Source organism: Ruicaihuangia caeni (assembly GCF_040536845.1).
Classification (GTDB): Bacteria; Actinomycetota; Actinomycetes; order Actinomycetales; family Microbacteriaceae; genus Ruicaihuangia; species Ruicaihuangia caeni.
In genome coordinates this window covers 1,457,327-1,482,082 of sequence record NZ_CP159582.1, presented here as the reverse complement: position 1 = coordinate 1,482,082, position 24,756 = coordinate 1,457,327, and the positions used below count along the sequence as shown (strand labels likewise).

24 protein-coding genes are annotated in these 24,756 nt (G+C 68.4%); 12 read left to right on the top strand and 12 right to left on the bottom strand.

Annotation, left to right across the window (positions count from 1 at the left end; translation table 11 throughout):
* Nucleotides 1–155 precede the first annotated feature (155 nt).
* Both ABV606_RS06880 and ABV606_RS06875 read right to left on the bottom strand, forming a co-directional pair.
* Nucleotides 156–1,610, bottom strand: coding sequence for a catalase (locus ABV606_RS06880; RefSeq protein ID WP_353987163.1), 1,455 nt, complete (start codon nt 1,608–1,610; stop codon nt 156–158).
* A 76-nt stretch (nt 1,611–1,686) separates the two neighbouring features.
* Nucleotides 1,687–2,163 (bottom strand): Fur family transcriptional regulator, encoded by a 477-nt coding sequence (locus ABV606_RS06875; protein WP_281488187.1) that lies wholly within the window; start codon nt 2,161–2,163, stop codon nt 1,687–1,689.
* A gap of 164 nt (nt 2,164–2,327) precedes the next feature.
* On the opposite strand from ABV606_RS06875, the gene purS reads away from it, so the two are divergent.
* The 4 genes from purS to purL all read left to right on the top strand — a co-directional run bounded on the left by purS (nt 2,328) and on the right by purL (nt 6,338).
* A complete protein-coding gene (purS, locus tag ABV606_RS06870) occupies nt 2,328–2,627 on the top strand; it encodes a phosphoribosylformylglycinamidine synthase subunit PurS (RefSeq protein WP_281488186.1) in 300 nt (99 codons plus the stop codon).
* On the top strand, nt 2,627–3,325 hold the full coding sequence (gene purQ / locus ABV606_RS06865; protein ID WP_281488185.1) for a phosphoribosylformylglycinamidine synthase subunit PurQ: 699 nt from the start codon (nt 2,627–2,629) through the stop codon (nt 3,323–3,325). Before purS ends, purQ begins: the two co-directional genes overlap by 1 nt.
* Before the next feature lie 2 nt (nt 3,326–3,327).
* Nucleotides 3,328–3,867 carry a DUF3817 domain-containing protein gene (locus ABV606_RS06860; RefSeq protein ID WP_281488184.1) on the top strand — a complete coding sequence of 180 codons (540 nt, stop codon included), beginning with the start codon at nt 3,328–3,330 and terminating at the stop codon, nt 3,865–3,867.
* Nucleotides 3,868–4,076: 209 nt separating this feature from the next.
* On the top strand, nt 4,077–6,338 hold the full coding sequence (gene purL / locus ABV606_RS06855) for a phosphoribosylformylglycinamidine synthase subunit PurL (RefSeq protein WP_281488589.1): 2,262 nt from the start codon (nt 4,077–4,079) through the stop codon (nt 6,336–6,338).
* A 60-nt stretch (nt 6,339–6,398) separates the two neighbouring features.
* Here the strand turns inward: purL and ABV606_RS06850 are convergent, their stop codons facing one another.
* The 3 genes from ABV606_RS06850 to ABV606_RS06840 form a co-directional block, all read right to left on the bottom strand.
* The gene (locus ABV606_RS06850; RefSeq protein ID WP_281488183.1) at nt 6,399–6,992 is read right to left on the bottom strand and encodes a nuclear transport factor 2 family protein; all 594 of its coding nucleotides are present in this window, start codon (nt 6,990–6,992) and stop codon (nt 6,399–6,401) included.
* Nucleotides 6,993–7,032: 40 nt separating this feature from the next.
* Nucleotides 7,033–7,347: a chorismate mutase gene (locus ABV606_RS06845; protein ID WP_281488182.1), complete on the bottom strand. Its 315-nt coding sequence runs from the start codon at nt 7,345–7,347 to the stop codon at nt 7,033–7,035.
* Between the two features lie 71 nt (nt 7,348–7,418).
* Nucleotides 7,419–8,336, bottom strand: coding sequence for a DMT family transporter (locus ABV606_RS06840; protein ID WP_353987162.1), 918 nt, complete (start codon nt 8,334–8,336; stop codon nt 7,419–7,421).
* A 119-nt stretch (nt 8,337–8,455) separates the two neighbouring features.
* Here ABV606_RS06840 and ABV606_RS06835 point away from each other — a divergent pair, with 119 nt between their 5' ends.
* Nucleotides 8,456–9,064 carry a maleylpyruvate isomerase family mycothiol-dependent enzyme gene (locus ABV606_RS06835; RefSeq protein ID WP_281488180.1) on the top strand — a complete coding sequence of 203 codons (609 nt, stop codon included), beginning with the start codon at nt 8,456–8,458 and terminating at the stop codon, nt 9,062–9,064.
* Nucleotides 9,065–9,179: 115 nt separating this feature from the next.
* Here ABV606_RS06835 and ABV606_RS06830 read toward each other — a convergent pair whose 3' ends face one another.
* Nucleotides 9,180–10,466 (bottom strand): adenylosuccinate synthase, encoded by a 1,287-nt coding sequence (locus tag ABV606_RS06830; RefSeq protein ID WP_281488179.1) that lies wholly within the window; start codon nt 10,464–10,466, stop codon nt 9,180–9,182.
* A gap of 78 nt (nt 10,467–10,544) precedes the next feature.
* Nucleotides 10,545–11,144: a TrmH family RNA methyltransferase gene (locus ABV606_RS06825; RefSeq protein ID WP_353988794.1), complete on the bottom strand. Its 600-nt coding sequence runs from the start codon at nt 11,142–11,144 to the stop codon at nt 10,545–10,547.
* Nucleotides 11,145–11,353: 209 nt separating this feature from the next.
* On the opposite strand from ABV606_RS06825, the gene ABV606_RS06820 reads away from it, so the two are divergent.
* The gene (locus tag ABV606_RS06820) at nt 11,354–12,277 is read left to right on the top strand and encodes a DNA-methyltransferase (RefSeq protein ID WP_353987161.1); all 924 of its coding nucleotides are present in this window, start codon (nt 11,354–11,356) and stop codon (nt 12,275–12,277) included.
* A gap of 39 nt (nt 12,278–12,316) precedes the next feature.
* Nucleotides 12,317–13,120: a class I SAM-dependent methyltransferase gene (locus ABV606_RS06815; protein WP_353987160.1), complete on the top strand. Its 804-nt coding sequence runs from the start codon at nt 12,317–12,319 to the stop codon at nt 13,118–13,120.
* A 37-nt stretch (nt 13,121–13,157) separates the two neighbouring features.
* On the opposite strand, the gene ABV606_RS06810 is transcribed toward ABV606_RS06815, so the two are convergent.
* From ABV606_RS06810 to ABV606_RS06790, 5 genes are all read right to left on the bottom strand, one after another.
* Nucleotides 13,158–14,489 (bottom strand): septum formation family protein, encoded by a 1,332-nt coding sequence (locus tag ABV606_RS06810; RefSeq protein WP_353987159.1) that lies wholly within the window; start codon nt 14,487–14,489, stop codon nt 13,158–13,160.
* Nucleotides 14,486–15,040, bottom strand: coding sequence for an orotate phosphoribosyltransferase (gene pyrE / locus ABV606_RS06805; RefSeq protein ID WP_353987158.1), 555 nt, complete (start codon nt 15,038–15,040; stop codon nt 14,486–14,488). Before pyrE ends, ABV606_RS06810 begins: the two co-directional genes overlap by 4 nt.
* A gap of 48 nt (nt 15,041–15,088) precedes the next feature.
* The gene (locus tag ABV606_RS06800; protein ID WP_353987157.1) at nt 15,089–15,925 is read right to left on the bottom strand and encodes an exodeoxyribonuclease III; all 837 of its coding nucleotides are present in this window, start codon (nt 15,923–15,925) and stop codon (nt 15,089–15,091) included.
* A gap of 375 nt (nt 15,926–16,300) precedes the next feature.
* Nucleotides 16,301–18,412 (bottom strand): MMPL family transporter, encoded by a 2,112-nt coding sequence (locus tag ABV606_RS06795; RefSeq protein ID WP_435415539.1) that lies wholly within the window; start codon nt 18,410–18,412, stop codon nt 16,301–16,303.
* A 178-nt stretch (nt 18,413–18,590) separates the two neighbouring features.
* Nucleotides 18,591–19,508: an AEC family transporter gene (locus ABV606_RS06790; protein ID WP_353987156.1), complete on the bottom strand. Its 918-nt coding sequence runs from the start codon at nt 19,506–19,508 to the stop codon at nt 18,591–18,593.
* Nucleotides 19,509–19,775: 267 nt separating this feature from the next.
* Here ABV606_RS06790 and ABV606_RS06785 point away from each other — a divergent pair, with 267 nt between their 5' ends.
* The 5 genes from ABV606_RS06785 (at nt 19,776) to ABV606_RS06765 (ending at nt 24,644) form a co-directional block, all read left to right on the top strand.
* Complete coding sequence (locus ABV606_RS06785; protein ID WP_353987155.1) at nt 19,776–21,173, top strand: DUF6421 family protein; 1,398 nt, start codon at nt 19,776–19,778, stop codon at nt 21,171–21,173.
* Nucleotides 21,174–21,194: 21 nt separating this feature from the next.
* Complete coding sequence (locus ABV606_RS06780; protein WP_353987154.1) at nt 21,195–22,079, top strand: ABC transporter ATP-binding protein; 885 nt, start codon at nt 21,195–21,197, stop codon at nt 22,077–22,079.
* The gene (locus ABV606_RS06775) at nt 22,076–23,164 is read left to right on the top strand and encodes an ABC transporter permease (protein ID WP_353987153.1); all 1,089 of its coding nucleotides are present in this window, start codon (nt 22,076–22,078) and stop codon (nt 23,162–23,164) included. The genes ABV606_RS06780 and ABV606_RS06775 overlap by 4 nt, the downstream gene beginning before the upstream one ends.
* 134 nt (nt 23,165–23,298) lie before the next feature.
* On the top strand, nt 23,299–23,580 hold the full coding sequence (locus ABV606_RS06770; protein ID WP_353987152.1) for an SHOCT domain-containing protein: 282 nt from the start codon (nt 23,299–23,301) through the stop codon (nt 23,578–23,580).
* Nucleotides 23,577–24,644: a threonine aldolase family protein gene (locus tag ABV606_RS06765; protein WP_353987151.1), complete on the top strand. Its 1,068-nt coding sequence runs from the start codon at nt 23,577–23,579 to the stop codon at nt 24,642–24,644. The genes ABV606_RS06770 and ABV606_RS06765 overlap by 4 nt, the downstream gene beginning before the upstream one ends.
* Nucleotides 24,645–24,756: the final 112 nt, after the last annotated feature.

The window sequence follows — 24,756 nt, the reverse complement described above, 5'->3', positions numbered from 1 at the left end:
CATGTTCGCGCGCCCGATGAGCCGCGTACGAAGCCGACATGCCCCTCGCCCCGCGCGTCGATACCACAAGAGGCCCGACCCCCTGAAGGGATCGGGCCTCTTGCGTTCGGTCACCGGCCCTGGAAGGGGCTCGGCTCACGCGGCGTCAGCGTGACTCAGGCAGCGACTCGGCTGACCTCGGCGCGGATCTTCGCGCCCAGGTCGGCGTCGACGTTCGTCCAGTACTGGATGAACCGCTCCTTGATGGCGTCGATCGTCAGGCCGGCGTACTGGCCGAGCAGCGTCTCGAGGAAGCGCGCCTTCTGCTCGTCGTTGAAGACCTCGCGGTACAGCGTGCCCGCCTGACCGAAGTCGTCATCCTCGGAGTGCAGAGTCTGCGCCGCGCGCACGAGCTCTCCGTCGGTCTCCCAGCTTCCCTCGCCGGCACGCGACGGGTCGGCCGAGGCGCCGCCGAACGAGTTCGGGGTGTAGACCGGGGTCTCGGGCGAGTTGAAGTGGTACCGCATGTTGCCCTCGTGCTGGTAGTTCTCCACGTGGGCGGCGCGGGGCTGGTTCACCGGCAACTGGTTGTAGTTCGTGCCGATGCGATAGCGCTGCTGGTCGGGGTAGCTGAACACGCGGGCCATCAGCATCTTGTCGGGGCTGATGTCGGTGCCCGGCACGAGGTTCGACGGTGAGAACGCCGCCTGCTCGATCTCCGCGAAGAAGTTGCGCGGGTTGCGGTTCAGCGTGAAGTGGCCGACCTTGACGAGCGGGTAGTCAGCGTGCGACCAGGTCTTCGTGATGTCGAAGGGGTTGAAGCGGTAGGTCTTCGCCTCTTCGTAGGGCATGATCTGCACGAAGATGTCCCACGTCGGGAACTCGCCGCGCTCGATCGACTCGTACAGGTCGCGACGGTAGTGGTCGGCGTCGACGCCCGCGAGGCGCTCGGCCTCTTCGTTCGTCATCGCCACAACGCCCTGGCGGCTCTTGAAGTGGTACTTCACCCAGAAGCGCTCGCCCTCGGCGTTGATCCACTGGAAGGTGTGCGAGCCGTAGCCGTTCAGATGACGCCAGCTCAGCGGGAGCCCGCGGTCGCCCATGAGGTAGGTGACCTGGTGCGCCGACTCGGGCGAGAGCGTCCAGAAGTCCCACTGCATGTCGCCATTGCGCAGGCCTGAGGCACCGAGACGCTTCTGCGAGTGGATGAAGTCGGGGAACTTCATCGCGTCGCGCACGAAGAACACCGGGGTGTTGTTGCCGACGACATCGAAGTTGCCCTCGGTCGTGTAGAAGCGCAGCGCGAAGCCGCGCACGTCGCGCCAGGTGTCGGGCGAGCCCTGCTCACCGGCGACCGACGAGAAACGCAGCAGCACCTCGCCCTTGGCGCCGGGCTGGAACAGCGCCGCGCGAGTGTACTTCGACACGTCTTCGGTGATCTCGAACTCGCCGAATGCGCCGCCGCCCTTGGCGTGCGGGTTGCGCTCGGGGACGCGCTCGCGGTTGAACGCGGCGAGCTTCTCGACGAGCGCACGGTCGTGCAGCGCGGTGATGCCGTCAGGCCCCGTGGTCAGCGAATGCGCATCGCTCGCGAGGGGCGCTCCGCTCTGGGTAGTGGTGTAACCGGTCATGGTTCTCCTTAGCTGCTCAGTGGTTCGGTCTTGCAAGTGGGATCGCGGCTCAGCTGGTGCGCTGCGGCCGCCGTGGTCAAGGGCGAGCGGATGCGGTCGCGATGTCGCTCGCGCGGTCGCTGGTGCCGCCCGCCGCCTCCGTTACGACGCAGTCGACGCAGCGCCCCCAGAAGGTGACTTCGGCTTCTGCGATGGCGAAGCCCTGGGTCTGGCTGGGCACGAGGCATGGCGCCGCGCCGTGCACGCAGTCGACGTCTTCGACGCGGCCGCAGCCAGTGCAGACGAGGTGGTGGTGATTGTCGCCGACGCGGAGCTCGTAGCGGGCGGGTGAACCAGCCGGCTCGATGCGGCGGGCGAGGCCGGCCTCGGTGAAGGCACCCAGCACGCCATAGACGGCTTGCCGCGAAGTGGCTGTCAGCTCCGGCTCGACCATGCGGAACACCTGGTCGGCATCGGAGTGCGGCGCGTACCGCAGGGCGCGGAGCACGGCGAGCCGCGGCGCGGTGACCTTGAGGCCAGCGGCGCGGATCGTGTCGGCATCCTGCGTGTTCATCGACATCCATTCTATCAGTTGTCTTGACACGATCAAAACAATGACCGGCTCAAGACAAGGCTTGCGACAAGGGCTGTCGACCAGGGTCGTTGAGCGGGAAGCATCCAGACATGGCTCGGTAGACTCGTGGCATCCCCGCCACCTGTGAACCCCCGGGAGTCGCTGTGCCCACCATCGTCGTCGACGTCATGCCCAAGGCTGAACTGCTCGACCCCGCCGGCAAGGCCGTCGCCGGGTCGCTCGCGCGCCAGGGGAAGGCCCACATCTCGGGTGTGCGCATCGGCAAGCGCTTCGAGATCACCGTCGATGAGGTGAACGAAGCCGTGCTCGCGGAGGTGCGCGAGATCGCAGAGAGCATGCTGTCGAACTCGGTCATCGAAGACGTCATCGACGTGCGCGTCGCCGAGGACCACCCCGCCGCGAACGCGGGCGAAGCCCACGCCGAGGCGAGCGTGAGCCGCTGATGCGCGTAGGAGTCGTCACCTTCCCGGGCTCGCTCGACGAGCGAGACGCGCAGCGCGCCGTGCGGCTCGCGGGCGCCGAGCCGGTGGAGTTGTGGCACAGCGACCACGATCTGCAGGGCGTCGACGCGATCGTGCTGCCGGGCGGCTTCAGCTACGGCGACTACCTGCGCTGCGGCGCTATCGCTGCGCACTCGCCGATCATGCGTGAGGTCGTCGACGCGGCGAACAGCGGTATGCCGGTGCTCGGCATCTGCAACGGCTTCCAGGTGCTCGTCGAAGCGCACCTTCTGCCCGGCGGGCTCATCCGCAATGACCACGGCCAGTTCGTGCGGCGCGACCAGCAGCTGCGCGTCGAGAACACCTCGACCGCGTGGACGAGCGGCTTCGAGCAGGGCCAGGAGATCACCATCCCGTTGAAGAACGGCGAGGGCGGATTCATCGCGGATGCCGAGACGCTCGCCCGCATCGAGGGCGAAGGCCTGGTGACGTTCCGCTACGTCGGGCTCAACCCGAACGGCTCGCTCAATGACATCGCGGGGCTCACCAATGAGCGCGGCAATGTCGTCGGACTGATGCCGCACCCCGAGCACGCGGTCGAGGCGGGCTTCGGCCCCGACACCTCGACTCGCATGCGCTCGGGCGTCGACGGCCTCACCTTCTTCACGAGCGTCGTCGAGCAGGCGCTCGCGCGGGCGTGAGGATGTCGGAGCCGAGCAGCAGCGACACCGTCAGCGACGCGGCGGTTCCCACCGCCCCACCGCCGAGCGGTCACCGCTTCAGCCCCGCGCAGGTGTACCGCGTCGTGGCGGTCGCCGAGGCGATCACGTGGACGCTGCTCATCGCTGCACTCATCGTGAAGTACGGCTTCGACCCCGACACGGCGCTGCTGTTCCCCGCCGGCCTGACCCACGGCTTCGTGTTCGTGGCCTACGGCGCAACCGCGATCGTGGTGGGGCTCAACCAGCGGTGGAAGCCGGGGCTCGTGGCCCTCGGCATCCTGACCGCGATCGTGCCGTACGCGACGATTCCTTTCGACCGCGCGCTCGAGCGTCGCGGCCTGCTCAAGGGCGACTGGCGTGTGCACGACTCCGGTGACCCCCGAGACAAGCGCGTGATCGATCGGATGCTGCGCTGGTTCCTCGCGCGTCCGTGGCTGCTGCTGGGGCTCATCGTCGCCGCGGTGGTGGCGGTCGTGGCCGTGCTGCTCGTGCTCGGTCCTCCCGGCGAGTGGGGCAAGTAGCGCGCTCGCTGCTCTGGATGCGGCTCTCGGCTCGGGCGCAGTGAGCCGCCGGTAGACTTATGCCCTGCGGCATCCGCATGTTTTCACGCTTTCCAAGGCATCCGGCCAGAGCTCAGGAGCACGCCATCGTGACCGACGTTTCCACTTCCTCAGCGCACGCTTCGGCCCCGACGCCGGCACGCGGCGTCGCCGACACCGTCGAGCACGCGATGGCGACGCCCGAGCGCGAGCAGCCGTACGAGGCGCTCGGTCTGAAGGCCGACGAGTACGCGAAGATCCGCGAGATCCTGGGTCGGCGCCCGACCAGCGGTGAGCTCGCGATGTACTCGGTCATGTGGAGCGAGCACTGCTCCTACAAGTCGAGCAAGATCTACCTGCGCCAGTTCGGCAAGAAGGTGACTCCGAAGATGAAGGAGAACCTGATGGTCGGCATGGGCGAGAACGCCGGCGTGGTCGACGTGGGCGAGGGCTGGGCGGTCACCTTCAAGATCGAGAGCCACAACCACCCGAGCTACATCGAGCCGTTCCAGGGCGCTGCGACCGGCGTCGGCGGCATCGTGCGCGACATCATCTCGATGGGTGCACGCCCGGTCGCGGTGATGGACGCCCTGCGCTTCGGGGCCATCGACGACCCCGACACCGCCCGCGTCGTGCACGGCGCAGTGAGCGGCATCAGCTTCTACGGCAACTGCCTCGGTCTGCCGAACATCGGCGGCGAGACCTGGTTCGACCCGGTGTACCAGGCGAACCCGCTCGTCAACGCCCTCGCGGTCGGCGTGCTGCGTCACGAAGACCTGCACCTCGCGAATGCGCGCGGAGCGGGCAACAAGGTCGTGCTCTTCGGCGCCCGCACCGGTGGCGACGGCATCGGCGGCGCGTCGATCCTCGCGTCCGACTCGTTCGACGAGGGCGGCCCCACCAAGCGCCCTGCGGTGCAGGTCGGCGACCCCTTCGCCGAGAAGGTGCTCATCGAGTGCTGCCTCGAACTCTTCGCGAAGGAGCTGGTCGAGGGCATCCAAGACCTGGGTGCTGCGGGAATCTCGTGCGCGACGAGCGAACTCGCCTCGAACGGCGACGGCGGCATGTACATCGAGCTCGACAAGGTGCTGCTGCGCGACCCCTCGCTCACCGCCGAGGAGATCCTCATGTCGGAGAGCCAGGAACGCATGATGGCGATCGTGCACCCCGACAAGCTCGACGAGTTCCTCGCCGTCGTGAAGAAGTGGGATGTCGAGACCTCGGTGCTCGGCGAGGTCACCGACACGGGGCGCCTCGTCATCCACTGGCACGGCGAGGAGATCGTCAACGTCGACCCGCGCACGGTGGCCGTCGACGGCCCGGTGTACGAGCGGCCGGTGGCCTACCCGACGTGGATCGACGCGCTGCAGGCCGACACGGCATCCGCCCTGCCCCGCCCCACCTCGGGCGAGGAGCTGCGGGACCAGGCGTTGCGCATGCTCGGCTCGCCGAACCTGGCCGACAAGAGCTGGGTCACCAACCAGTACGACTACTACGTGGGCGGCAACACCGCACTGGCGTTCCCCGATGACGCGGGCATGGTTCGGGTCGACGAGGAGTCGGGCCTTGGCTTCGCCGTCGCGACCGACGCGAACGGGCGCTACTGCCAGCTCGACCCCCGCCAGGGTGCGCAGCTCGCACTGGCCGAGGCGTATCGCAACGTCGCGGTGTCGGGTGCGACGCCTGCAGCGGTCTCCGACTGCCTGAACTTCGGCAGCCCCGAGAACCCCGAGGTCATGTGGCAGTTCTCGCAGGCGGTCGAGGGTCTCGCCGACGGCTGCATGGAGCTCGAGATCCCGGTGACCGGCGGCAATGTGTCGTTCTACAACCAGACCGGCGATGTGCCGATCCACCCGACGCCGGTCGTCGCCGTGCTCGGCGTGATCGACGACGTCGCGCGCCGCATCCCGTCGGGTTGGCAGGATGCCGGCGACAACATCTACCTGCTGGGCACCACCGCGCTCGAGCTCGACGGCTCGGCGTGGTCCGGGGTCATCCACGACCACCTCGGCGGCCGCCCGCCGGCGGTCGACCTCGCGCGTGAGAAGCAGCTCGCTCAGCTCATCGCGGCCGGAGCGAGCGAGTCGCTCATCGCCTCCGCGCACGACCTCGCGGACGGCGGTCTCTGGCAGGCGCTGGCCGAGAGCGTGCTCCGCTTCGGTGTCGGCGCCCGCGTGTGGCTCGACGAGATCATCGAGCGCGACGGCGTGGATGCCGCCACGGCGCTGTTCAGCGAGTCGACCGCGCGTGTGCTGGTCTCGGTGCCGCGCGAAGACGACGTGAAGTTCCGCGGACTCTGCGAAGGCCGCGGGTACCCCGCACTGCGTATCGGCGTCACCGACTCGGTCGCCGCCCTCGAGGTGCAGGACCTCTTCACGGTCGAGGTCGACGAGCTGCGCCGCGTGCACCGCGCCCCGCTCGCCGAGGCCTTCGGGCCGGTCGTCGGGCAGTAGCGCGACCGAGCGCAACCACTTCTTGCGACGACCCGCCCCGGAAGGGGCGGGTCGTTCAGTTCACTCGCCAGCGAGCCAGCGAGCACCGCGCGCATAGAGCGCATCGACTTCGGGGCCCACCAGTCCCGGCATGTCTCGTTTCACCGGGTACCCGATGCGGGACTGCGCATACGCGAGGTGCCGGTACCCCACCGGGAAGCTGTTCAGGAGATCGCGGTCGAGGTCGGGCCACTCACCCGTAAGCGAATGCAGACGATCGATCTCGTAGATCGGCTGGCGGTGCGAGACCTTCCACTCCCCCGCCTGCCGACTGAAGAAGTCGTAGAAGCGACCGGTGCACACGATGTCGCACTCGACGCCCTCGACTTCGGCACGCTGGGTGATGGTCATCTTCGTCTGGGCGATGGCGCGGTCGCCGGCCACGTCGATGGACGAGCCGCCCAGGAAGTGGAGGATGCGGACCCCTCGGTTCCACCCGTCGATGCTCGCCCGGATGAACTCTTCGGCGGTGCCCTGCTTCCAGGTCGCCATCATCACTCCGTCATCGGCCCAGACCGTGCGGAACCGGTCCCAGTCACCGGCATCGCGCCAGACCGCCCAGTTCTCGATCACCTCACGAATCGATCGGCGGTCGGCTTCGACTGCATCCGTCACGGACGCTCCCCCTCTGCTCGGCGATGAACTACGAGTCGAACTATGAGTCGTTGGGAGCAGAGGCTGCGATCTGCTCGTGGTGCTGGATGACCTCGGCGACCACGAAGTTGAACCATTTCTCGGCGAACGCCGGGTCGAGTTCGCTCTCCTCGGCGAGGGCGCGCAGCCGTGCGATCTGACGTCGCTCGCGCTCGGGGTCGGACGCTTCGAGACCGTGCTGAGCCTTGAGCCTGCCGACCTGCTTGGTGAAGCGGAACCGCTCGGCCAGCATGTGGATCAGCGCCGCGTCGATGTTGTCGATGCTGCGGCGGTAGTCGGCCAGCTGCTCGCGCACGTCGCGGTCGTCGGATGCCATACATCGACCCTAAAACATGACCAGCGGATGCCGGAGCCAGCCGCCCACTCACGGGCTCCGATGCAGCGGCGCTACGCGAGGAACGGCGGCCGGCGGAACATCCACCGGGGACGCTGGGCGAACACGATGCCCAGGAGCACCAGCACTGCGCCGAGCGGCTCGTTCCACGACAGCGTCTCGCCCAGCACCAGGACTCCGAGGGCCACACCGATCACCGGTGCGACATAGGTGACCATCGAGGCCCGGGTCGCACCCCAGCGGTCGACGATGGTGAAGCTCCAGATGTACGCGATGCCGGTGCCAAGGCATCCGAGCGCCAGCAGGCTCCCGAGAACACCCGGGTCGATCGGGAACGGATCGGCGAAGGCCATGGGCGTGAGAAGGAGCATGGCGCCTGCTGCCATGCCCACGCTGTAGACCGCGATCTGCACGCCCGAGTAGCCGCGGGGCATTACGAAGCGCCGCACGTAGCCGAATGAGATGCCGTACATGAGCGTCGTGCTGACGAACGCCAACTGCGGAAGGAGGTCGCCCGACAACACGGCGTTCCACGGCGCGAGCACGATGAGCACTCCGACGACTCCGACGAGCACGCCGGCGAGCTGCGGCCTCGTGAGCCGTTCGACTCGGAATGCGAGGGTCACCATGAGGGCGGTCGCGATCGGGGTGAACGCGTTGAAGATGCTCGAGAGACTGGTGTCGAGATACTGCTGGCTCCACGCGACGACCCAGTGCGGGGTGAAGTTGTTGAGGAGGCCAAGCACGAGCAAGTGCAGCCAATCGATGCGGCGCCGGGGCAGCGGCATCCGGAGCATGAGCGCGATGATGACGAGGGTGAAGCCCCCGAGCACCTCGCGCGACCAGACGAGCTGGAACGGCGTCAGCCCGCCGTCGAGCGCCACCCGCATGAAGAGGAAGCTCGACCCCCACACGATGCACAGCCCGGCGAACATCAGCGCCGTGGTCGGACGGGCTGCGGGGCTGGGCACCTGATCACGTTATCCTGCGCAGCGCCGGCCGTTACGCGGGGGTACCGTGCAATGACGTGCTGCAGACCGGCACACTGCCCCGATCTGCAGACCGGGGCGAAGTTTGACAGAGTGGGAACATGCCCGAAGCGCGTTTGTTCAGCCAGTCGGCTCGAGCCTACATCGACGTTGTCAGCCGCATCCGACCCGATCAGTGGGATGCGCCCGGCCTCGGCGTCTGGAACGTGCGGGGCCTGGTCGGTCACACCGCCCGCGCCATCCTCACCGTCGAGAACTACCTCGAAGCCGATGAGCCCGGGGCGATCTCGGTTCCCGACGCCGAGACCTACTACACGACGGTGTTCGAGCAGTTCACTGACAACGAGGCGGTCGCCGCCCGCGGTGTCGAGGCCGGCGCGTGGCTGGGAGACAACCCGGTGCTCACGCTGCGCGAAGCACTCGAGCGCACCGAGAACCTGATCGCGGAGCAGCCTCCACGGCGCATCGTCTCGCTCGGCGGCAACGGGATGCTGCTCGAGCAGTACCTGCGCACCCGGGTGTTCGAGCTCGTCGTGCACACGCTCGACATCTGCGAGGCCACGGGCATCGAGCACTCCCTGCCGGATGCCGCCATCTCAGACACTGCCGCACTCGCCACACGCATCGCAGTGGCCCGCGGCTTCGGCCGCGAGATGCTCTTCGCACTCACCGGCCGGGCTCCGCTGCCCGAGGGGTTCTCGGTCGTCTGAGCCGCATTTCCCGCGCGCGCTGTTCGCGCTCGAGCCTGCAGACGCTGGTCTCCGAAGAAACGGCCACGCCTCGACGGTCGGTGGGCGCCCGCCCGAGAGCGGTAGGCAGCTGCTCCTAGTCGACGAGGTCGTGGCGCACGATGACCTCTTCGCGGCCCGGGCCCACGCCGATCACCGAGATGCGCGCACCGCTGAGCTGCTCCACGGCGAGCACGTAGTCCTGCGCCGCCTTCGGCAGGTCGTCGAACGCGCGCGCACCGGAGATGTCCTCACTCCAGCCCTGGAACTCCTCGTAGATCGGCTTCGCGTGGTGGAAGTCCGACTGCGACACCGGCATCTCGTCGTGCCGCACGCCGTCGACGTCATAGGCGACGCACACGGGGATGCGGTCGAGGCCCGTGAGCACGTCGAGCTTGGTGAGCACGAAGTCGGTGACGCCGTTGATGCGCGCCGCGTACCGCGAGATGGGAGCGTCGTACCAGCCGGTGCGCCGCGGACGGCCCGTGGTGGTGCCGAACTCCCAGCCCGCTGAGCGCAGGAACTCGCCCGACTCGTCGAAGAGCTCGGTCGGGAACGGCCCGGCGCCGACGCGCGTCGTGTACGCCTTCGCGATCGCGATGACGCGGTCGATGCGGTTCGGGGCGATGCCCGAGCCAGTGGCCGCGCCGCCTGAGGTCGCGTTCGACGAGGTCACGAAGGGGTAGGTGCCGTGGTCGACGTCGAGCATGGTCGCCTGACCGCCCTCGAAGAGCACGTTCTTGCCCTCGTCGAGCGCCTTGTTGAGCACGAGCGCGGTGTCAGCGACCAGTGGGCGCAAACGCTCGGCGTACTGCAGCAGGTCGTCGACGACCTCGTTGACGCCGATCGAGCGGCGGTTGTAGACCTTGACCAGCAGGTGGTTCTTCTGGTCGAGCGCCCCCTCGACCTTCTGCCGCAGGATGTTCTCGTCGAAGAGGTCCTGGATGCGGATGCCGACCCGGTTGATCTTGTCGGCGTACGCCGGGCCGATGCCGCGACCGGTGGTGCCGATCTGGCGCTTGCCGAGGAACCGCTCGGTGACCTTGTCGAGCGTGCGGTGGTACTGCGTGATGACGTGCGCGTTCGCGCTGACGAGCAGCTTCGACACGTCGACGCCTCGTGCGCTCAGCGCCGTCAGCTCGTCGAAGAGCACCTCGAGGTCGACTACCACGCCGTTCGAGATGACGGGGATGACACCGGGCGTCAGGATGCCGCTCGGCAGCAGGTGCAGCGCATACTTCTCGTTGCCGACGACGACCGTGTGGCCGGCATTGTTGCCGCCGTTGAACTTCACGACGTAGTCGATGCGCTCGCCGAGCAGGTCGGTGGCTTTGCCCTTGCCTTCATCGCCCCACTGGGCTCCGACGATGACGATTGCTGGCATGGTGATCCCTTTCAGGGTCGATTGGGGGCAGCACCCCAGTCTAGTGACGGCCGTCTGCGCCCCCGCCTTGAGCCGGTCTCACGGCAGTCGGGCGTGCTGCATCACCCACGAGTGCATCGCGACGGCCGCTGCGGCGGAAGCGTTGATCGAGCGCGTCGAGCCGAACTGGGTGATCTCGAGCACGGCCTCGCAGGCGGCGAGCGCGGCGGCGCTGAGCCCGGGGCCCTCCTGCCCGAACAGCAGCACGCAGCGCTCCGGCATCCGAAAGCGTTCGATGGCCACCGAGCCGGGCACGTTGTCGATCCCGAGAATCGGGAGCGAGCGCTCGGCGCACCACTCGACGAAGTCATCGACATCGGGATGGTGCAGCACGTGCTGGTATCGATCGGTCACCATCGCGCCGCGCTTGTTCCAGCGCTTCCGCCCGATGATGTGCACCGTCTCGGCCGCGAACGCGTTCGCGCTGCGCACGATCGAGCCGATGTTCATGTCGTGCTGCCAGTTCTCGATGGCGACATGGAACGGATGCCGGTGCGCGTCGAGATCGGCCACGATCGCCTCGACCGTCCAATACCGGTACTTGTCGATCACGTTGCGGGTGTCGCCCGTCGCCAGCAGGTCGCGGTCCCATTGCGGGCCCGTCGGCCACTCGCCCTGCCACGGACCTACCCCGTGCATGCTCGACCCCTGGGCACCCTCGGGCTCAGCGCCTGCGGGCGGCACGACGGGGTGGCCGCCCGGGTCGTCGGGCTGGGGCTCTGGAGACGACCAGCGGTCTGATGAGGGCGATTCCACGGCCTCAAGGCTAGAGCGTTCCAGCTCTGAGCGGATCGCCACGCGAGCGCGGCCGGCCGCTCGATCGCGGTATCGCTGTTAAGGTCGCTCCTGTGACGGCGACTGAAGGCTCCGCCACCGGGGGCGCGAGACGGTGGCTTCCCGACGGACCCGACCTGATCGTGGCGAGCGACAACCTCGAAGCGATCGCGGCACTGCCCTCGGCATCCTTCACCTTGATCTATCTCGATCCGCCGTTCAACACGGGCCGCTCACAGCGGCGGCAAGGCGTTACGACGGTGGCGAGCGCCGGCGGCTCGCGGGTCGGGTTCAAGGGGCGCCGCTACGAGTCGGTCAAGACGACGCTCTACGGGTACGACGACCGCTTCGTCGACTACTGGGAGTTCCTCGAGCCGAGGCTCGTGGAGGCGTGGCGACTGCTCGACGACCGCGGCACGCTCTACCTGCACCTCGACTACCGCGAGGTGCACTACGCGAAGGTGGCGCTCGATGCGCTCTTCGGACGCGAGTGCTTTCTCAACGAGATCGTGTGGGCGTACGACTACGGCGCGCGCACCAAGCGACGCTGGCCGTCGAAGCACGACACCATCCTCGTCTACGTGAAGAACCCCGACGCGTACCACTTCGACGCCGAAGCGGTCGATCGTGAACCGTATATGGCGCCCGGTCTTGTGACCCCCGAGAAGGCCGCGCGCGGCAAGCTGCCCACCGACGTGTGGTGGCACACCATCGTGTCGCCGACCGGTCGCGAGAAGACGGGTTACGCGACTCAGAAGCCCGAGGGCGTGCTGCGTCGCATCGTCCAGGCATCGAGCGCCCCGGGCGACTGGGTGCTCGACTTCTTCGCGGGCAGCGGCACGACCGGCGCGGTGGCAGCGGCGCTCGGTCGCCGGTTCGTGATGGTCGATAGCAACCCGCAGGCGATCGAGGTCATGCGGAGACGGCTGCCCGCGGCATCCGTCATCGACGAGCTGGTCACGGCGGATGCCGAGAAACCGGGTGTTGTATCCGCGTGACCTCGCCCGCACAATGGTCTCCAACCGAGGGGGCAGGCGATGGCGACTTCCCGACAGTGGCAGCTCGAGCACGACAGCGCCGTGCAGAGCGAGCGGTACAGCGTGCCTGCGATCTTCGGCCCGTTCGCCGATGCGCTGCTCGAACGCGCTTCGATCTCGCCCGGCGATCGTGTGCTCGACATCGGCTGCGGCACCGGAGCCGCAACGCGCCCGATCGCGAGGCTCGCCGGCGAGAGCGGGCAGGTCGTCGGAGTCGACGTGAACCAGGCGTCGCTGGAGGTGGCGGCCTCGGTGTCGCCGACCGACGGCGCGATGATCGAGTGGGTCGAGGCGGATGCCGAGCACCTGCCGTTCGACGACGGCTCCTTCGACGTGGTGGTCATGGCTCAGACGCTGCAGTTCTTGCCCGACCGTGCGGCAGCCCTCCGGGAGGCGCGACGCGTGCTGCGATCGGGCGGGCGGCTGGTGGCGTCGTTCTGGGCCAGCACCCACAGCAACCCCTACTTCGAAGCGCTCACCTCGGCGCTGCTTCGGCTCATCGATGACACGACCGCTCGGGGCGTGGCGTCTGTGTTCGCGCTGGCGAAGCCCGAGCCCGCCGTCGAATCGGCCGAGGAAGCCGGATTCTCAAGCATCCGTCTGGAGCAGGTGACGTTGCGCCTCGATCTCACGCCGGTCGCGCAGTTCCTGCCCCAGCACATGGCGGGCACGCCCATGGCACGCGGGTGGAGCGCTGCGAGCGACTCCGCGCGGGCGCATGTGGTCGAGCAGGTGACAGAGGCCATCGCGCGATTCGGCCCGCAGGTCCCGTTCTGCAGCCACGTGCTGGTCGCGACGGCGTAGATCCGCTGGGCGAGGCGTCGTCGAGGCGCGGTCCGACCTACGGGATGAGGCTGCCCTCGATGGGCTCGCCCGATGAGCGGCTCACGAAGCAGGAGTAATCGCGCATCCCGGCGTCCCACTGCTCCTCGGTCACCGCGAAGCTGCCGTCGATCTGGATGTCGGCGTACTGGCCCGCGAGATCGAGCAGAATCGTGCCGGGAGCGGAGCACAGCGCTGCCAACTGCACCCGCAGGGCCTCGGTGCCGGGGAACGGCGCCGCAGCGTCATACTCGGGAAAGGGCTGCTTGACGGTGAGCTGCGCGCGGTGCGGGGTTGCGCAGTCGACGACGGTGAACTCCTCGGCCCACGGGTTCGTATAGGGGTCGATGCACTCGCCCCCGCCGAGCTGGTCCCACTCATAGGTGCCCGGCGCAACGGGCCCGGCCACCGGCAGCGGCGTCTCGGGCTCTTCCTCGGGTGGCGCTTCACTCGCGGCCGGCGGGGCCGCGGGCTCGGCCGGCTCGCCCTCCTGGGCGGCGCCGATGCGCGTGCCCAGCAGGAACAGTGCCAGAAGCGCCAGTACGGCGACGAGAGACCCGGCGACCCAGAGCAGCACCTTCTGCCGCTGCGGGACGCCGCCCGCTCCCGCCGAGCCGGCGTCACGCCGCGACGGGGCATCGCCCGTGGGGTCACCGCCCGGGCCATCGCTGATCGCGCCGATCACATCCGGAACCGTCGCTGCTGCATCGCCGTCTGGAGCCGGAGTCCAGGTGGAACGACGCGCCGCGCCGCTCACGGCGTCGTCGGGAGCGCTTGACATCAGTCGTCGGCCGAACGCGCGGCGAGGCTCCTCATCAGGGGCGACCGGAGCGCTCGGCACAAGCGGCTCACCGAATGGGAAGCGGGCCTCCCCCGCGGTGGGCGGCTGGGGTTCAGGCTGCTCGTCAGACGGCGCGATGTGCTGAGGCGCGGGAGGTGTGAGCTGCTCGGGCTCCGGTGCTGCGTCTTGCGACAGCTCAGGTCGCACCGGCGGGCGAGGCGGCTCGGGCGCAGAAGGAGCAGCGTCGTGAGGCCGAACAGGGCTCGCCATGCCCGACGCCGGCAATCGCTCAGTCGGCGGTTCTGGAAGCGACTCAGTCGCGGGCACGGATACCGCCGGCGTCGCGGGCTCCTGGCGTTGAGGGGCTGGGGGTGTTGCGGCATCCGCACGGTCGGCGGCTTCGTCGGCCGCCTCGGCGCGAGACTCCCGCAGCGGGAGCCTGGGAACGATCGGCTCTTCCGGGTACTCGCGGAAGGCGTCGGCCCCGAAGACGTCGTCAAGCGTGTCGGGAGACTCCTCGTCGCCCGGCTGCTCGCCGCCGGACTCTCGGGGGTCGCGGGCGTCGCTCACTGCGGCGTCAGCCCCAGGTCTTCGAGGGTGATCGCGGCGAAATACGGGTAGCCGGCTGCTTCGATGCGCTCCTGGGCGCCTGTGCTGCGGTCGACCACGACGGCGACGCCGACGACGGTCGCACCTGCCTTCTCGAGGGCTTCGATCGCCTTCAGCGGTGAGCCGCCGGTGGTGGAGGTGTCTTCGAGCACGACGACGCGCTTGCCGGCGACGTCTGGCCCTTCCACCTGCTTGCCACGACCGTGGTCCTTCGGCTCCTTGCGCACGACGAAGGCGTCGTAGCCCTTGCCGCTCACAGCGGACTGGTGAAGCACCGCCGACGCGATGGGGTCGGCGCCCATGGTGAGGCCGCCGACCGCGTCGACGTCGGGCACCTGAGCGATGAGCTCTGCCATGACCTGGCCGATGAGCGGGGCCACACGGTGGTCGAGACTCACCTTGCGGAGGTCGATGTAGTAGCTGGCCTTCTTGCCGCTGGTCAGCGTGAAATCGCCGTGGAAGACAGCTTCTTCCTTGATGAATTCGATCAGGCGGTCGCGCGCGTCACTCACCCCGACATCGTACCGACCTGCGCGCTGGAGCTTGGAGCCGCGCGGCGCTCAGAAGATCATCGGGCGGTCGTCGTCCTCGTGCTCGAGGTCGAGCTCCGCGACGACGGGCACGTGGTCGGAGGGCGCGTCACCCTTGCGCTCGTCGCGGTGGATCGCGGCATCCGTCACGAGGTCGGCGAAGGCCTGGGAACCGAGGATGAAGTCGATGCGCATGCCCTCGTTGCGGGGGAAGCGGAGCTGCTTGTAATCCCAGAAGGTGAACCCGGTGGGCACGAAGGGGCGCACCACGTCGCGGAACCCGACGGTCTCGAACGAGGCGAACATGTCGCGCTCAGGCTGCGAGATGTGCGTCGAGTGGCCGGGCACGAACGAGGGATCGCCCATGTCGGCGTCCGTGGGGGCGATGTTGAAGTCACCCATCAATGCGAGCGGCATGCCCGGGTGCGAGGCCAGCCATGCGGTCGCCTCGTCGCGAAGCGCCGCCAGCCAGTCGAGCTTGTAGACGTAGTGCGGGTCGTCGATCGTTCGGCCGTTCGGCACGTAGAGGCTCCAGAGGCGCACGCCCTCCACCGTGACGCCGAGCGCGCGGGCCTCCTTCGGAAGGTCGGGGCCCTCGTGGCCCTTGAGGAACCCCGGTTGCCCCCGGAAGCTCGTCTCGACATCGGTCATGGGAAGCCGGCTCGCGAACGCGACGCCGTTCCACTGGTTCAACCCGTGCGCGACGATCTCGTAGCCGGCGTCCTCGAACACTTGGGTCGGGAACTGCTCGGGCTTGCACTTGATCTCCTGCATGCCCAGCACGTCGATGTCTTCGCGCACCAGCCAGTCGGCCACGCGCGCCGCTCGAGTGCGGATCGAGTTCACATTCCAGGTCGCAACACGCATGCCGCCAAGTGTAGGGAGCCCACGCCGGCGCTCAGAGCGAAGGCCATTTCTGGCCTTCGCCGCGACGCCAGCGCCGGTGCCCGTCCCGGGTGCCGGTACACGCGGGCCCCCGAAGCGAGGCGCGCTCCCATCCCGGCGCCCGAGACTACGCAAATGACCAACCGCCGTCCGCCCAAGTGGCAATTTGCGCAGTCTCGGCGGCATCCGGACAGAGGAAGGCGTGCGCGGGCGAGGAGCGCGTGGGTCGGCCCTCACGGCGGACCCGCGGTCCGGTGGCGGGGCCTGACCCGCGACCCGGTGGCGGGGCCTGACCCGCGACCCGGTGGCGCGGCCTGAGCTGCGGTCGGGCGGCTCAGGCTCGGTCGGGCGCCCCGCTCAGCGCTTCGCGAGCTTGGACGGCCACCAGATGGCGCGGCCGATGTCGTACGAGAGCGCCGGCACGAGCAGCGAGCGCACGATGACGGTGTCGAGCAGCACGCCGAACGCGACGATGAATGCGAGTTGCGCCAGGAACAGGATCGGGATCACGCCGAGCGCCGCGAACGTGGCCGCGAGCACCACGCCGGCCGATGTGATCACGCCGCCGGTGACCGCGAGCCCGCGGAGCACCCCCTGCCGCGTGCCATGAACGATCGACTCCTCGCGCACTCGCGTCATCAAGAAGATGTTGTAGTCGATGCCGAGCGCCACCAGGAACACGAAGCCGTAGAGCGGCACCGCTGGGTCGGCCCCCGGGAAGTCGAGCACATGGTTGAACACGAGCGCCGACACGCCCATCGCCGTGCCGAACGAGAGCACGACCGTCGCGATGAGGAGCACCGGCGCGAGCACCGATCGCAGCAGCAGCATGAGGATCACGAGGATCACCAGGAGCACGACCGGGATGATCAGGTTGCGGTCGTGCACCGACGCATCATTGGTGTCGATCGCCGTCGCGGTGACGCCTCCTATGCGAGCCTGATCACCGAGTTCGGCGCGCAGCTCGCGCACGGTCTGCTGAGCGGCGTCGGAACCCGCGGCATCCGTCAGCGTCGCCTGCAGCAGCACGCGCCCGTCGACCACCGTGGGAGCCGGCGCCGGCGTGCCCGGCCGTCCGAGCGGCTGCACGCCATCGGCGGTGACGGGGGCGCTTCCACTCGGGGAATCGGCGGCGAGCACCGAGACCGCGTCGACGCCGCTGTTGTCGAGCAACACCGCGGCCGTCGCTTCGAGTCGGTCCTGATCTGTGAGCACGGCGGCCGGGCTGCCCGAACCAGCAGGGAAGTGCTCGGCGAGCACCGCCTGCCCATCGCGAGCGTCGGACTCGCTCAGCACGAGCGCGGCCTGGTCGACGCCATCGGCCTTCAGCTGGAAGACACCGAGCGCCGCAACAGCGAGCGCGAGAGCCGTGGTGACCCAGATGACCCGTGGGCGACGAGCGATGCCCCGCGCGAGCGTCGCCCAGATGCCGCGCTTCGGCAGCGCCTCGTCGTCGGCGGTGCGCGCAGGGTCGTAGGCGGTGCGACGCGGCCAGAACGCTGCCCGACCGAAGGCCATGAGCAGGGCGGGCAGGAATGTGAGTGCCGAGAGCACCGCGAACACGATGCCGATCGCCGCCACCGGGCCGAGCGAGCGGTTGGAGTTCAGGTCGCTCAGCAACAGGCAGAGCAGACCCGCGATGACGGTGCCGCCCGAGGCCAGGATCGGCTCGACCGATCCCTTCAGCGCGGCGCGAGTGGACTCCCACCGGGTCGCGTGCTCACGAAGCGCTTCGCGGTAGCGGGCAACGTAGAGAAGGGCATAGTCGGTCGCCGCGCCGATCACCAGGATGAACAGGATGCCCTGCGTCTGACCGGTGAGCACGAGCACATCGGCCTTCGCGAGCCACCACACCGTGAGCAGCGCGACGCAGAGCGCGAACAAGCTGGTGGCCAGCACGAGGAACGGCAGCAGCGGCGAGCGGTAGACGATCACCAGGATCAGCAGCACGGCGCCGAGCGCGACGAGGAGCAGGAGGCTGTCGATTCCGCCGAAGGCTTCGACGAGGTCGGTCGTGAAGCCCGCCGGTCCCGTCACGTGAGCGGTCACGCCGGCGGGGAGCCCGTCGCGGGCGTGCTCGCGCAATCCGTCCACGGCCACGCGCAGCTCGGAGTCAGCATCGATCGGCACGAACACCTGCACCGCTTGCCCGTCTTCGGAGGGCAGCGGCGGCGAGACTCCGCTCTCGACGCCCGGCACATCCTCGAAGCCGTTGACGCGATCGGCGATCGTCTTGAGCGCGTCACTGTCGAGCTCGGCATCGGCGGCGAAGACGACGACAGCCGGAATCACCTTGGCTCCGCTGAACTTCGGAAGCTCCTGCTGCACGACGGTCGCGTCGGCGCTCGCGGGCAGATAGCTCGTGCTGTCGTTGGACGAGACCTCCGACACCTTGCCGAAGTAGGGCCCGCCGATGCCGGCGGCCACCAGCCACACCACGATGAGCACTGCCGGCAGCAGAATGCGCAGCCAGCGGCCTGGTGTGCGCGCCGCGCCGCCGAGGGCACGACTGCCATCGTCCCGGACGCGCGAGCGTGTGTTCGGCTGCTGTGATGTCACGCGGGTGCCCCTATCTTGCTGCCTCACGGTAGCAAATACCGAACGCCTCTCACCTTCGGATCAGCCGAGAATCCGGGCGTTCGAGGGCTCAGTGGAGCAGCGCCGCGGCCACCGCCAGCACCGCCACGGATCCGACCGTCGTGATGAGGATCGTGTCGCGGGCGACGGTCTCGCCGCGGCCGTACCGCTGGGCGTAGTTGAACACGTTCTGCGCGGTCGGCAGCGCGGCGAGCGCGACGACCACGAACAACTCATGCCCCGAGATTCCGAGCGCCGATCCGAGCAACCACGCAGCCAGCGGCATCGCGAACAGCTTCAGCGCAGACGCGGTGAGCACGTCTCGTCGACCGGTGCCCGGTTGCAGCAGGCGCTGCCCGTGCAGCGACATGCCGTAGTTCATGAGCATGAGGGGCACCGCCGCCGCCCCCATGATGCGGAACGGCTCGAGCGCGGCCTCGGGGACCGGCACCTTGGTGAGGGCGAGCACGAGACCGATGGCGGAACCGATGATGATCGGATTGCGGAACGGTTGAGCGAGGATGCGACCGACGGATACCCCGCCTCGAGTGCTGAGATCGAGCGCCGTGAGCGACAGCGGGGTGATGAGCAGCAGTTGCAGCAGGATCACGGGGGCCACCCACGCCGCGTCGCCCAGCACGTACACCGCGACCGGGATGCCGATGTTGTTCGCGTTGACGTAGCCCGCCGCGAGCGTCGTCACGACCGTCTCGGCGGTCTTCCGCCGCCAGACGAATCTGACGACGAGGAACATCACCAGGAAGACCGACAGCGCAGCGAGCAACGATGCGAGCATCAGCGGCGAGAACAGCCGAGCGGGGTCGGCATCGGCTATGACTGTGAGCAGCAAGCACGGCGACAGCACGAAGAAGACGAGCTTCGCGAGCATGTATCGCGCCTCGTCGCCGAGCAAGCCGGTGCGCCTGACCAGGTAGCCGGTGGCAATGATGACCGCGATGATCGCGAATCCGACGAGAACCCCCAGCACCTGGTCATTCTGTCGCGGCGACAGCCCGCGGCTCGCTCGAGTTCCGCACAGCGGGGCGCGACCTCCCTTGCGGTTTGCGCAATCCGGGGCCTTTTCGCAATTTCCTTGCCTGCGGTGACCCAACTGCGCCGCTTCATTGCGGCTGGCTCATGCCTTTGCGGCGATCATCCGCGTACGCTGAAAACACGGTGCGCACGAGCGCGCCCTGACATCCACGCCGCCGGAACAAGGGAGCTTCGGCGGCCGCTTCGCGCAAGGAGGCTCGCGATGACCCAGACGCAACCACGCGCCCTGGCCGAGACAGCGGCCCTCGACACGGCGGCGTTCGACGCTCGCGCGTTGCAGCAGCATCCGGCCTGGCATGCGACGAAGACCGCAGCGAGCGCGCTGCGACCGCTGCAGCAGCGGGATGGCAGCATCCCGGATGCCGCCGCCCACGCCGACGCCGCGGAGCACGTGGCCACGTTGGCGGCTGCGCTCCGCTCGCTCGCCCCTGAGCTCCCGCACGACGCCGACTATCTGACCGCCTGCGCCACCGACTTCGAGCGGTGGGCCGCCGAGGGGTTCGGGGTGCCGGATTTCATGGACTCGCTGTCGAAGTTCCACCCCGAGCAATCGCGCGCCGATGGGGCGGCCCACGTCGTGGTGTTCCCGATGGTGACCCAGAACGGCTCACCCGACCGACTCGTCGAGGCCGTCTTGATCGAGGTGATCTGGCCCGAGTTCATCGCCGATCTCGAGGCGGGCGACTTCTCCAACCCGATGTTCGTGCCGATTCGGTTCATCGACTTCACGGGCGGGTACGACACCAACTCAGCGGTGCTGTTCCCGGAGACCGTCGCAATGCGCGAGCTCGTGCCGTTCACCTGGGGCGCCATCTTCGCCGATCGCGAAGCGGCGAGGTTCCGCCGGGTCGTGCGGGCGGCATCCGAGATCACCCGCCTCGAACTGCCCGACGACGCACTGCGCCTGCTCGATGACCAGGGCCTCTGCGAACAGACCTTCGTGATGTGGGACCTCATCCACGACCGCACTCACATGCGGGGCGATCTGCCGTTCGATCCGTTCATGATCAAGCAGCGGATGCCGTACTTCCTCTACTCACTCGAGGAACTGCGCTGTGACCTCACCGCCTTCCGTGAAGCGGTCAGGCTCGCGGCATCCGACGAGACCGACGAGGTCACGCGCGACCGCGCACGGCTCGTGCAGTTCGCGGTGCTCTTCGATCGCATCTTCCGGTTCGCGCTCACCGGCTCTCGGGTTCGCAACTACGACGGGCTCGGCGGACAGTTGCTCTTCGCTTGGCTGCACCAGCGAGGTGTGCTGCACTGGACCGACACCCGGCTCTCGATCGAGTGGGACGAGGTGGCGGCGGCGGTGACGGCGCTCGGCGACAGCATCGACGAGCTCTACTGGCGGTCGATCGACCGCCCGAAGGTCGCGCACTGGCTCGCGGCGTACGACCTCGTGCGCTCGACCCTCGAACCGCACCCGGCGTCGCAGTGGGCGCGCGGTCTCCCCGACGACGTGCTCTCGGGACCACCCCGCGGCATGACCGACTCGGTGCTCGACGACGAGTTCCCGCTCTCGATGTTCTACGAGGCGCTGCAGAAGAAGCTGTCTCCGGTCATCGAGTCGACCGTGGGCATCACCGGCCGCGACTGACGCTTCACTACAGTTGAGCGAGTGCTCGAACTGCGGGGAATCGTCAAGAACTTCGGAGACCGCCGCGCGCTGAACGACGTGAGCTTCGCCGTGCGCAGCGGACGGATCACCGGCTTCGTCGGCGGCAACGGTGCCGGCAAGACCACTGCCATGCGCGTCATCCTCGGCGTGCTGAAGCCGGACGCCGGCGCCGTCACCCTTGACGGGCAACCGTTGACCCCGGCGGTCCGCAGCGGCTTCGGCTACATGCCGGAGGAGCGCGGCCTCTACCCGAAGATGAAGGTCGCCGAGCAGATCGAGTACCTCGGCAGACTCCACGGCATGGCCGCGGTTGATGCGAGGCGCGCCACCACGGAACTGCTCGAACAACTCGACCTCGCCGACCGAGCCGACGCGACGGTCGAGAGCCTCTCGCTCGGCAACCAGCAGCGGGCGCAGATCGCCGCTGCGCTCGTGCACGATCCCGGGGTGCTGGTGCTCGACGAGCCCTTCTCCGGTCTTGACCCGATGGCGGTCGATACCGTGCTGGCCGTGCTCAAGCGCTTCGCTGACAAGGGCGCGCGAGTGCTGTTCTCCTCACACCAGCTCGATATCGTCGAGCGTCTCTGCGATGACCTGGTCGTCATCGCAGGCGGAGAGGTGCGCGCGGCGGGCTCGCGCGACGAGTTACGGGCCGCCCACACGAGAAATCGCTACGAGCTGCACACGTCCGAGTCGACCGAGTGGCTGCACAGCGAGCCGTCGCTCACAGTGCTCGAGCTGGATGGGGGCCGGGCGGTGTTCGAAACCGACGAGCCGGCTGCAGCCCAAGAGGCTCTGCGACGAGCCTCGACGACGGGACCGGTGCTGAGGTTCGGCCCTCTGCACCCGTCGCTCGCCGACATCTTCAAGGAGGTCGTCCGATGACGAGACCGCTCGGGATGGTCGCCGCTGTGCGGCTCGTCGCCGGCCGCGAGATCCGCATGAAGCTACGCAGCAAGGCGTTCTTGATCGCGACGGGCGTGCTCATGCTGCTCGTGGTAGCGGCGGTGGTGGTCGGCGGTATCGCGGGGTCGAGCGAGTCGACGACGAAGGTCGCGGCTACAGGCGCCGCCATAGAGCAGTTGCGTGCCGTGCCCGGCCTCGAAGTGACCGAGGCTTCGGATGCCGCTTCCGCAGAAGAGCTAGTGCGCTCCGGCGAGGTCGAGGCCGCCGTCATCCCCGATCCTTCAACGGCCCTCGGCCTGACGGTCGTCGCGCTCGAAGCGGTTCCCGGCGGGCTCGTGCAGTTGCTCAGCGTCTCTCCCTCGGTCGAGCTGCTCGAGCCACCCACCCAGAACCCCTTCCTTGCCTATCTCGCTGCGATCGGCTTCGGCATCATCTTCTTCGTGTCGGCCATGACCTTCGGCATGACGATCGCGCAGTCGGTTGTCGAGGAGAAGCAGACGCGCATCATCGAGATCCTGATGTCGACGGTGCCGGTGCGGGCCCTTCTCGCCGGGAAGATCCTCGGAAACAGCGCGCTCGCGTTCGGGCAGATCTTGGCGATCGGGGGTCTGGCAGCGATCGGGATGGCAGCGACCCGACAAGAGCTGCTGCTCGGAGACATAGGACCGGCGCTGGCCTGGTTCGTCGTGTTCTTCCTGTTCGGGTTCGTGCTGCTGGCCGCCATCTACTCGGCCACCGCCGCGCTCGTCTCACGTCAGGAAGACGTCGGCACTGCCACAGCGCCGGCGACGTACCTCGTGATGATCCCGTATTTCCTGGTCATCTTCTTCTTCGACAATCCGCTTGTGCTCGGCATCATGTCGTACGTGCCGTTCTCGGCTCCCGTCGGAATGCCGATGCGGGTGTTCCTCGGCAGCGCCGAATGGTGGGAGCCGCTGGTCTCGCTGGCGGTGCTGCTGGTGTCAACGGCGCTCGTGGTACTGCTCGGAGCGCGCATGTACTCGAACTCGCTCCTCCGAACCGGCGCCCGGGTGCGCCTGCGGGAGGCGCTCGGCTCGCGCTGAGCAAAGTCGCCGCGCTGAGCAAAGTCGGTGCTCGCGCCCCCGCAGGCAATCAGGGATCGTTTCGGCCGTGGCCGCGCTGTGCGGCGCGAGTAGAGTCCACGGTGTAGGTGCTTCACCCGAAAGGCGGTGCCGCAATGGTGTGGAATCACGGGTTCGGCGCGTGGTGGATGTGGATCCCCGGACTGCTGCTGATGGCGCTGGTCGTCGCCGCGATCGTCGTGCTCATCGTGCTGCTCACGCGCTCGACCGGGCAGGGACGGGGATGGACCGGTGGCATGGATCACGGCGCTCCGCCGCATGACCGTGCACGGCAACTGCTCGAAGAGCGGCTCGTGCGTGGCGAAGTGACGCCGCAGCAATACCGCGAGCTGCTCGAAACGCTCGAGGCAGGCCGGCGCGGCAGGTCGGAGTCGTGAGGCGGCTGCACGACGCCACTCGGCGCGGATTCGCCAGCGACAACTACGCGGGCGCCCACCCCGAAGTGCTGCAGGCGATCGCCGAGGCGAATGAGGGGCATGAAGTCGCCTACGGAGAAGACGCCTACACCGCCAGACTGCGCGAGGTGATGCGCGAGCACTTCGGGCCGGATGCCGAGACGTTCCCCGTCTTCAACGGCACCGGCGCGAACGTGACGGCGCTCATGAGCCTTTTGCCGCGCTGGGGCGCCGTCGTCTGCGCGAAGACCGCGCACATCAACACCGACGAGAACGGAGCCCCGGAGCGCGTCGGAGGGCTCAAGCTGCTGCCGGTCGAAACCGTCGATGGCAAGCTGACGCCGGAGCTGATCGACCGTGAGGCCTGGGGCTGGGGCGATGAGCACCGGGCCCAGCCGCTCGCCGTGAGCATCACTCAGACGACCGAGCTGGGCACGCTCTACTCGGTGGACGAGGTGCGATCGATCGCCGAGCACGCGCATGCGCGCGGCATGGCGGTCCACATGGACGGCGCCCGGTTGGCGAACGCGGCGGCCGCTCTCGGAGTCCCGTTGCGCGAGTTCACGAGCGACGCGGGCATCGATGTGCTGAGCTTCGGGGGCACGAAGAACGGCGTGCTCTTCGGTGAGGCGGTCGTCGTGCTGAACCCGGCGGCATCCGACGGACTGCTGTATCTGCGCAAGCTCACGATGCAGCTGGCGTCGAAGATGCGGTTCGTGTCGGCGCAACTGCTCGCCCTCCTCGACGACGATCTCTATCTGCGCTCAGCACGGCATTCCAACCAGATGGCGGCTCGGCTGCGACGAACCCTCGAGGAGCGGATCGCCAGCGGTGAGATCGCGGGGTTGGGCTTCACGCAGGCGACCCAGGCCAACGCCGTATTCGCGACATTGCCTGAGGGGGTGGCCGATCGCCTGCGCGAGCGGTTCCGCTTCTACGACTGGGATGCCGCCCGCGGCGAGGTGCGGTGGATGACGAGTTTCGACACCACGGAAGCCGATATCGACGCGTTCGCCGACGCCATCGCCCGCGAGCTCTCCGCCTGAGCCTGCTGGCGCGCTGGCGCACTGGCGCCGGCGAGCGACCCGGCCCGGGTTCGGAGCTGTTCGGATCCCGGCACTCCCGGGCCCTGCACCGAGTTCCGCCCCTTGACAACAC

What these genes read in the sequence shown, in the direction of transcription:
- ABV606_RS06875 (WP_281488187.1), bottom strand. Translation starts at nt 2,163, where the DNA reads ATGAACACGCAGGATGCCGACACGATCCGCGCCGCTGGCCTCAAGGTC.
- ABV606_RS06835 (WP_281488180.1), top strand. Translation starts at nt 8,456, where the DNA reads ATGCCCGAAGCGCGTTTGTTCAGCCAGTCGGCTCGAGCCTACATCGAC.
- ABV606_RS06830 (WP_281488179.1), bottom strand. Translation starts at nt 10,466, where the DNA reads ATGCCAGCAATCGTCATCGTCGGAGCCCAGTGGGGCGATGAAGGCAAG.
- ABV606_RS06785 (WP_353987155.1), top strand. Translation starts at nt 19,776, where the DNA reads ATGACCCAGACGCAACCACGCGCCCTGGCCGAGACAGCGGCCCTCGAC.
- ABV606_RS06880 (WP_353987163.1), bottom strand. Translation starts at nt 1,610, where the DNA reads ATGACCGGTTACACCACTACCCAGAGCGGAGCGCCCCTCGCGAGCGAT.
- ABV606_RS06825 (WP_353988794.1), bottom strand. Translation starts at nt 11,144, where the DNA reads ATGCACGGGGTAGGTCCGTGGCAGGGCGAGTGGCCGACGGGCCCGCAA.
- purL (WP_281488589.1), top strand. Translation starts at nt 4,077, where the DNA reads ATGGCGACGCCCGAGCGCGAGCAGCCGTACGAGGCGCTCGGTCTGAAG.
- ABV606_RS06800 (WP_353987157.1), bottom strand. Translation starts at nt 15,925, where the DNA reads ATGCGTGTTGCGACCTGGAATGTGAACTCGATCCGCACTCGAGCGGCG.
- ABV606_RS06815 (WP_353987160.1), top strand. Translation starts at nt 12,317, where the DNA reads ATGGCGACTTCCCGACAGTGGCAGCTCGAGCACGACAGCGCCGTGCAG.
- ABV606_RS06845 (WP_281488182.1), bottom strand. Translation starts at nt 7,347, where the DNA reads ATGGCATCCGACGACCGCGACGTGCGCGAGCAGCTGGCCGACTACCGC.
- purQ (WP_281488185.1), top strand. Translation starts at nt 2,627, where the DNA reads ATGCGCGTAGGAGTCGTCACCTTCCCGGGCTCGCTCGACGAGCGAGAC.
- ABV606_RS06775 (WP_353987153.1), top strand. Translation starts at nt 22,076, where the DNA reads ATGACGAGACCGCTCGGGATGGTCGCCGCTGTGCGGCTCGTCGCCGGC.
- ABV606_RS06860 (WP_281488184.1), top strand. Translation starts at nt 3,328, where the DNA reads ATGTCGGAGCCGAGCAGCAGCGACACCGTCAGCGACGCGGCGGTTCCC.
- ABV606_RS06770 (WP_353987152.1), top strand. Translation starts at nt 23,299, where the DNA reads ATGGTGTGGAATCACGGGTTCGGCGCGTGGTGGATGTGGATCCCCGGA.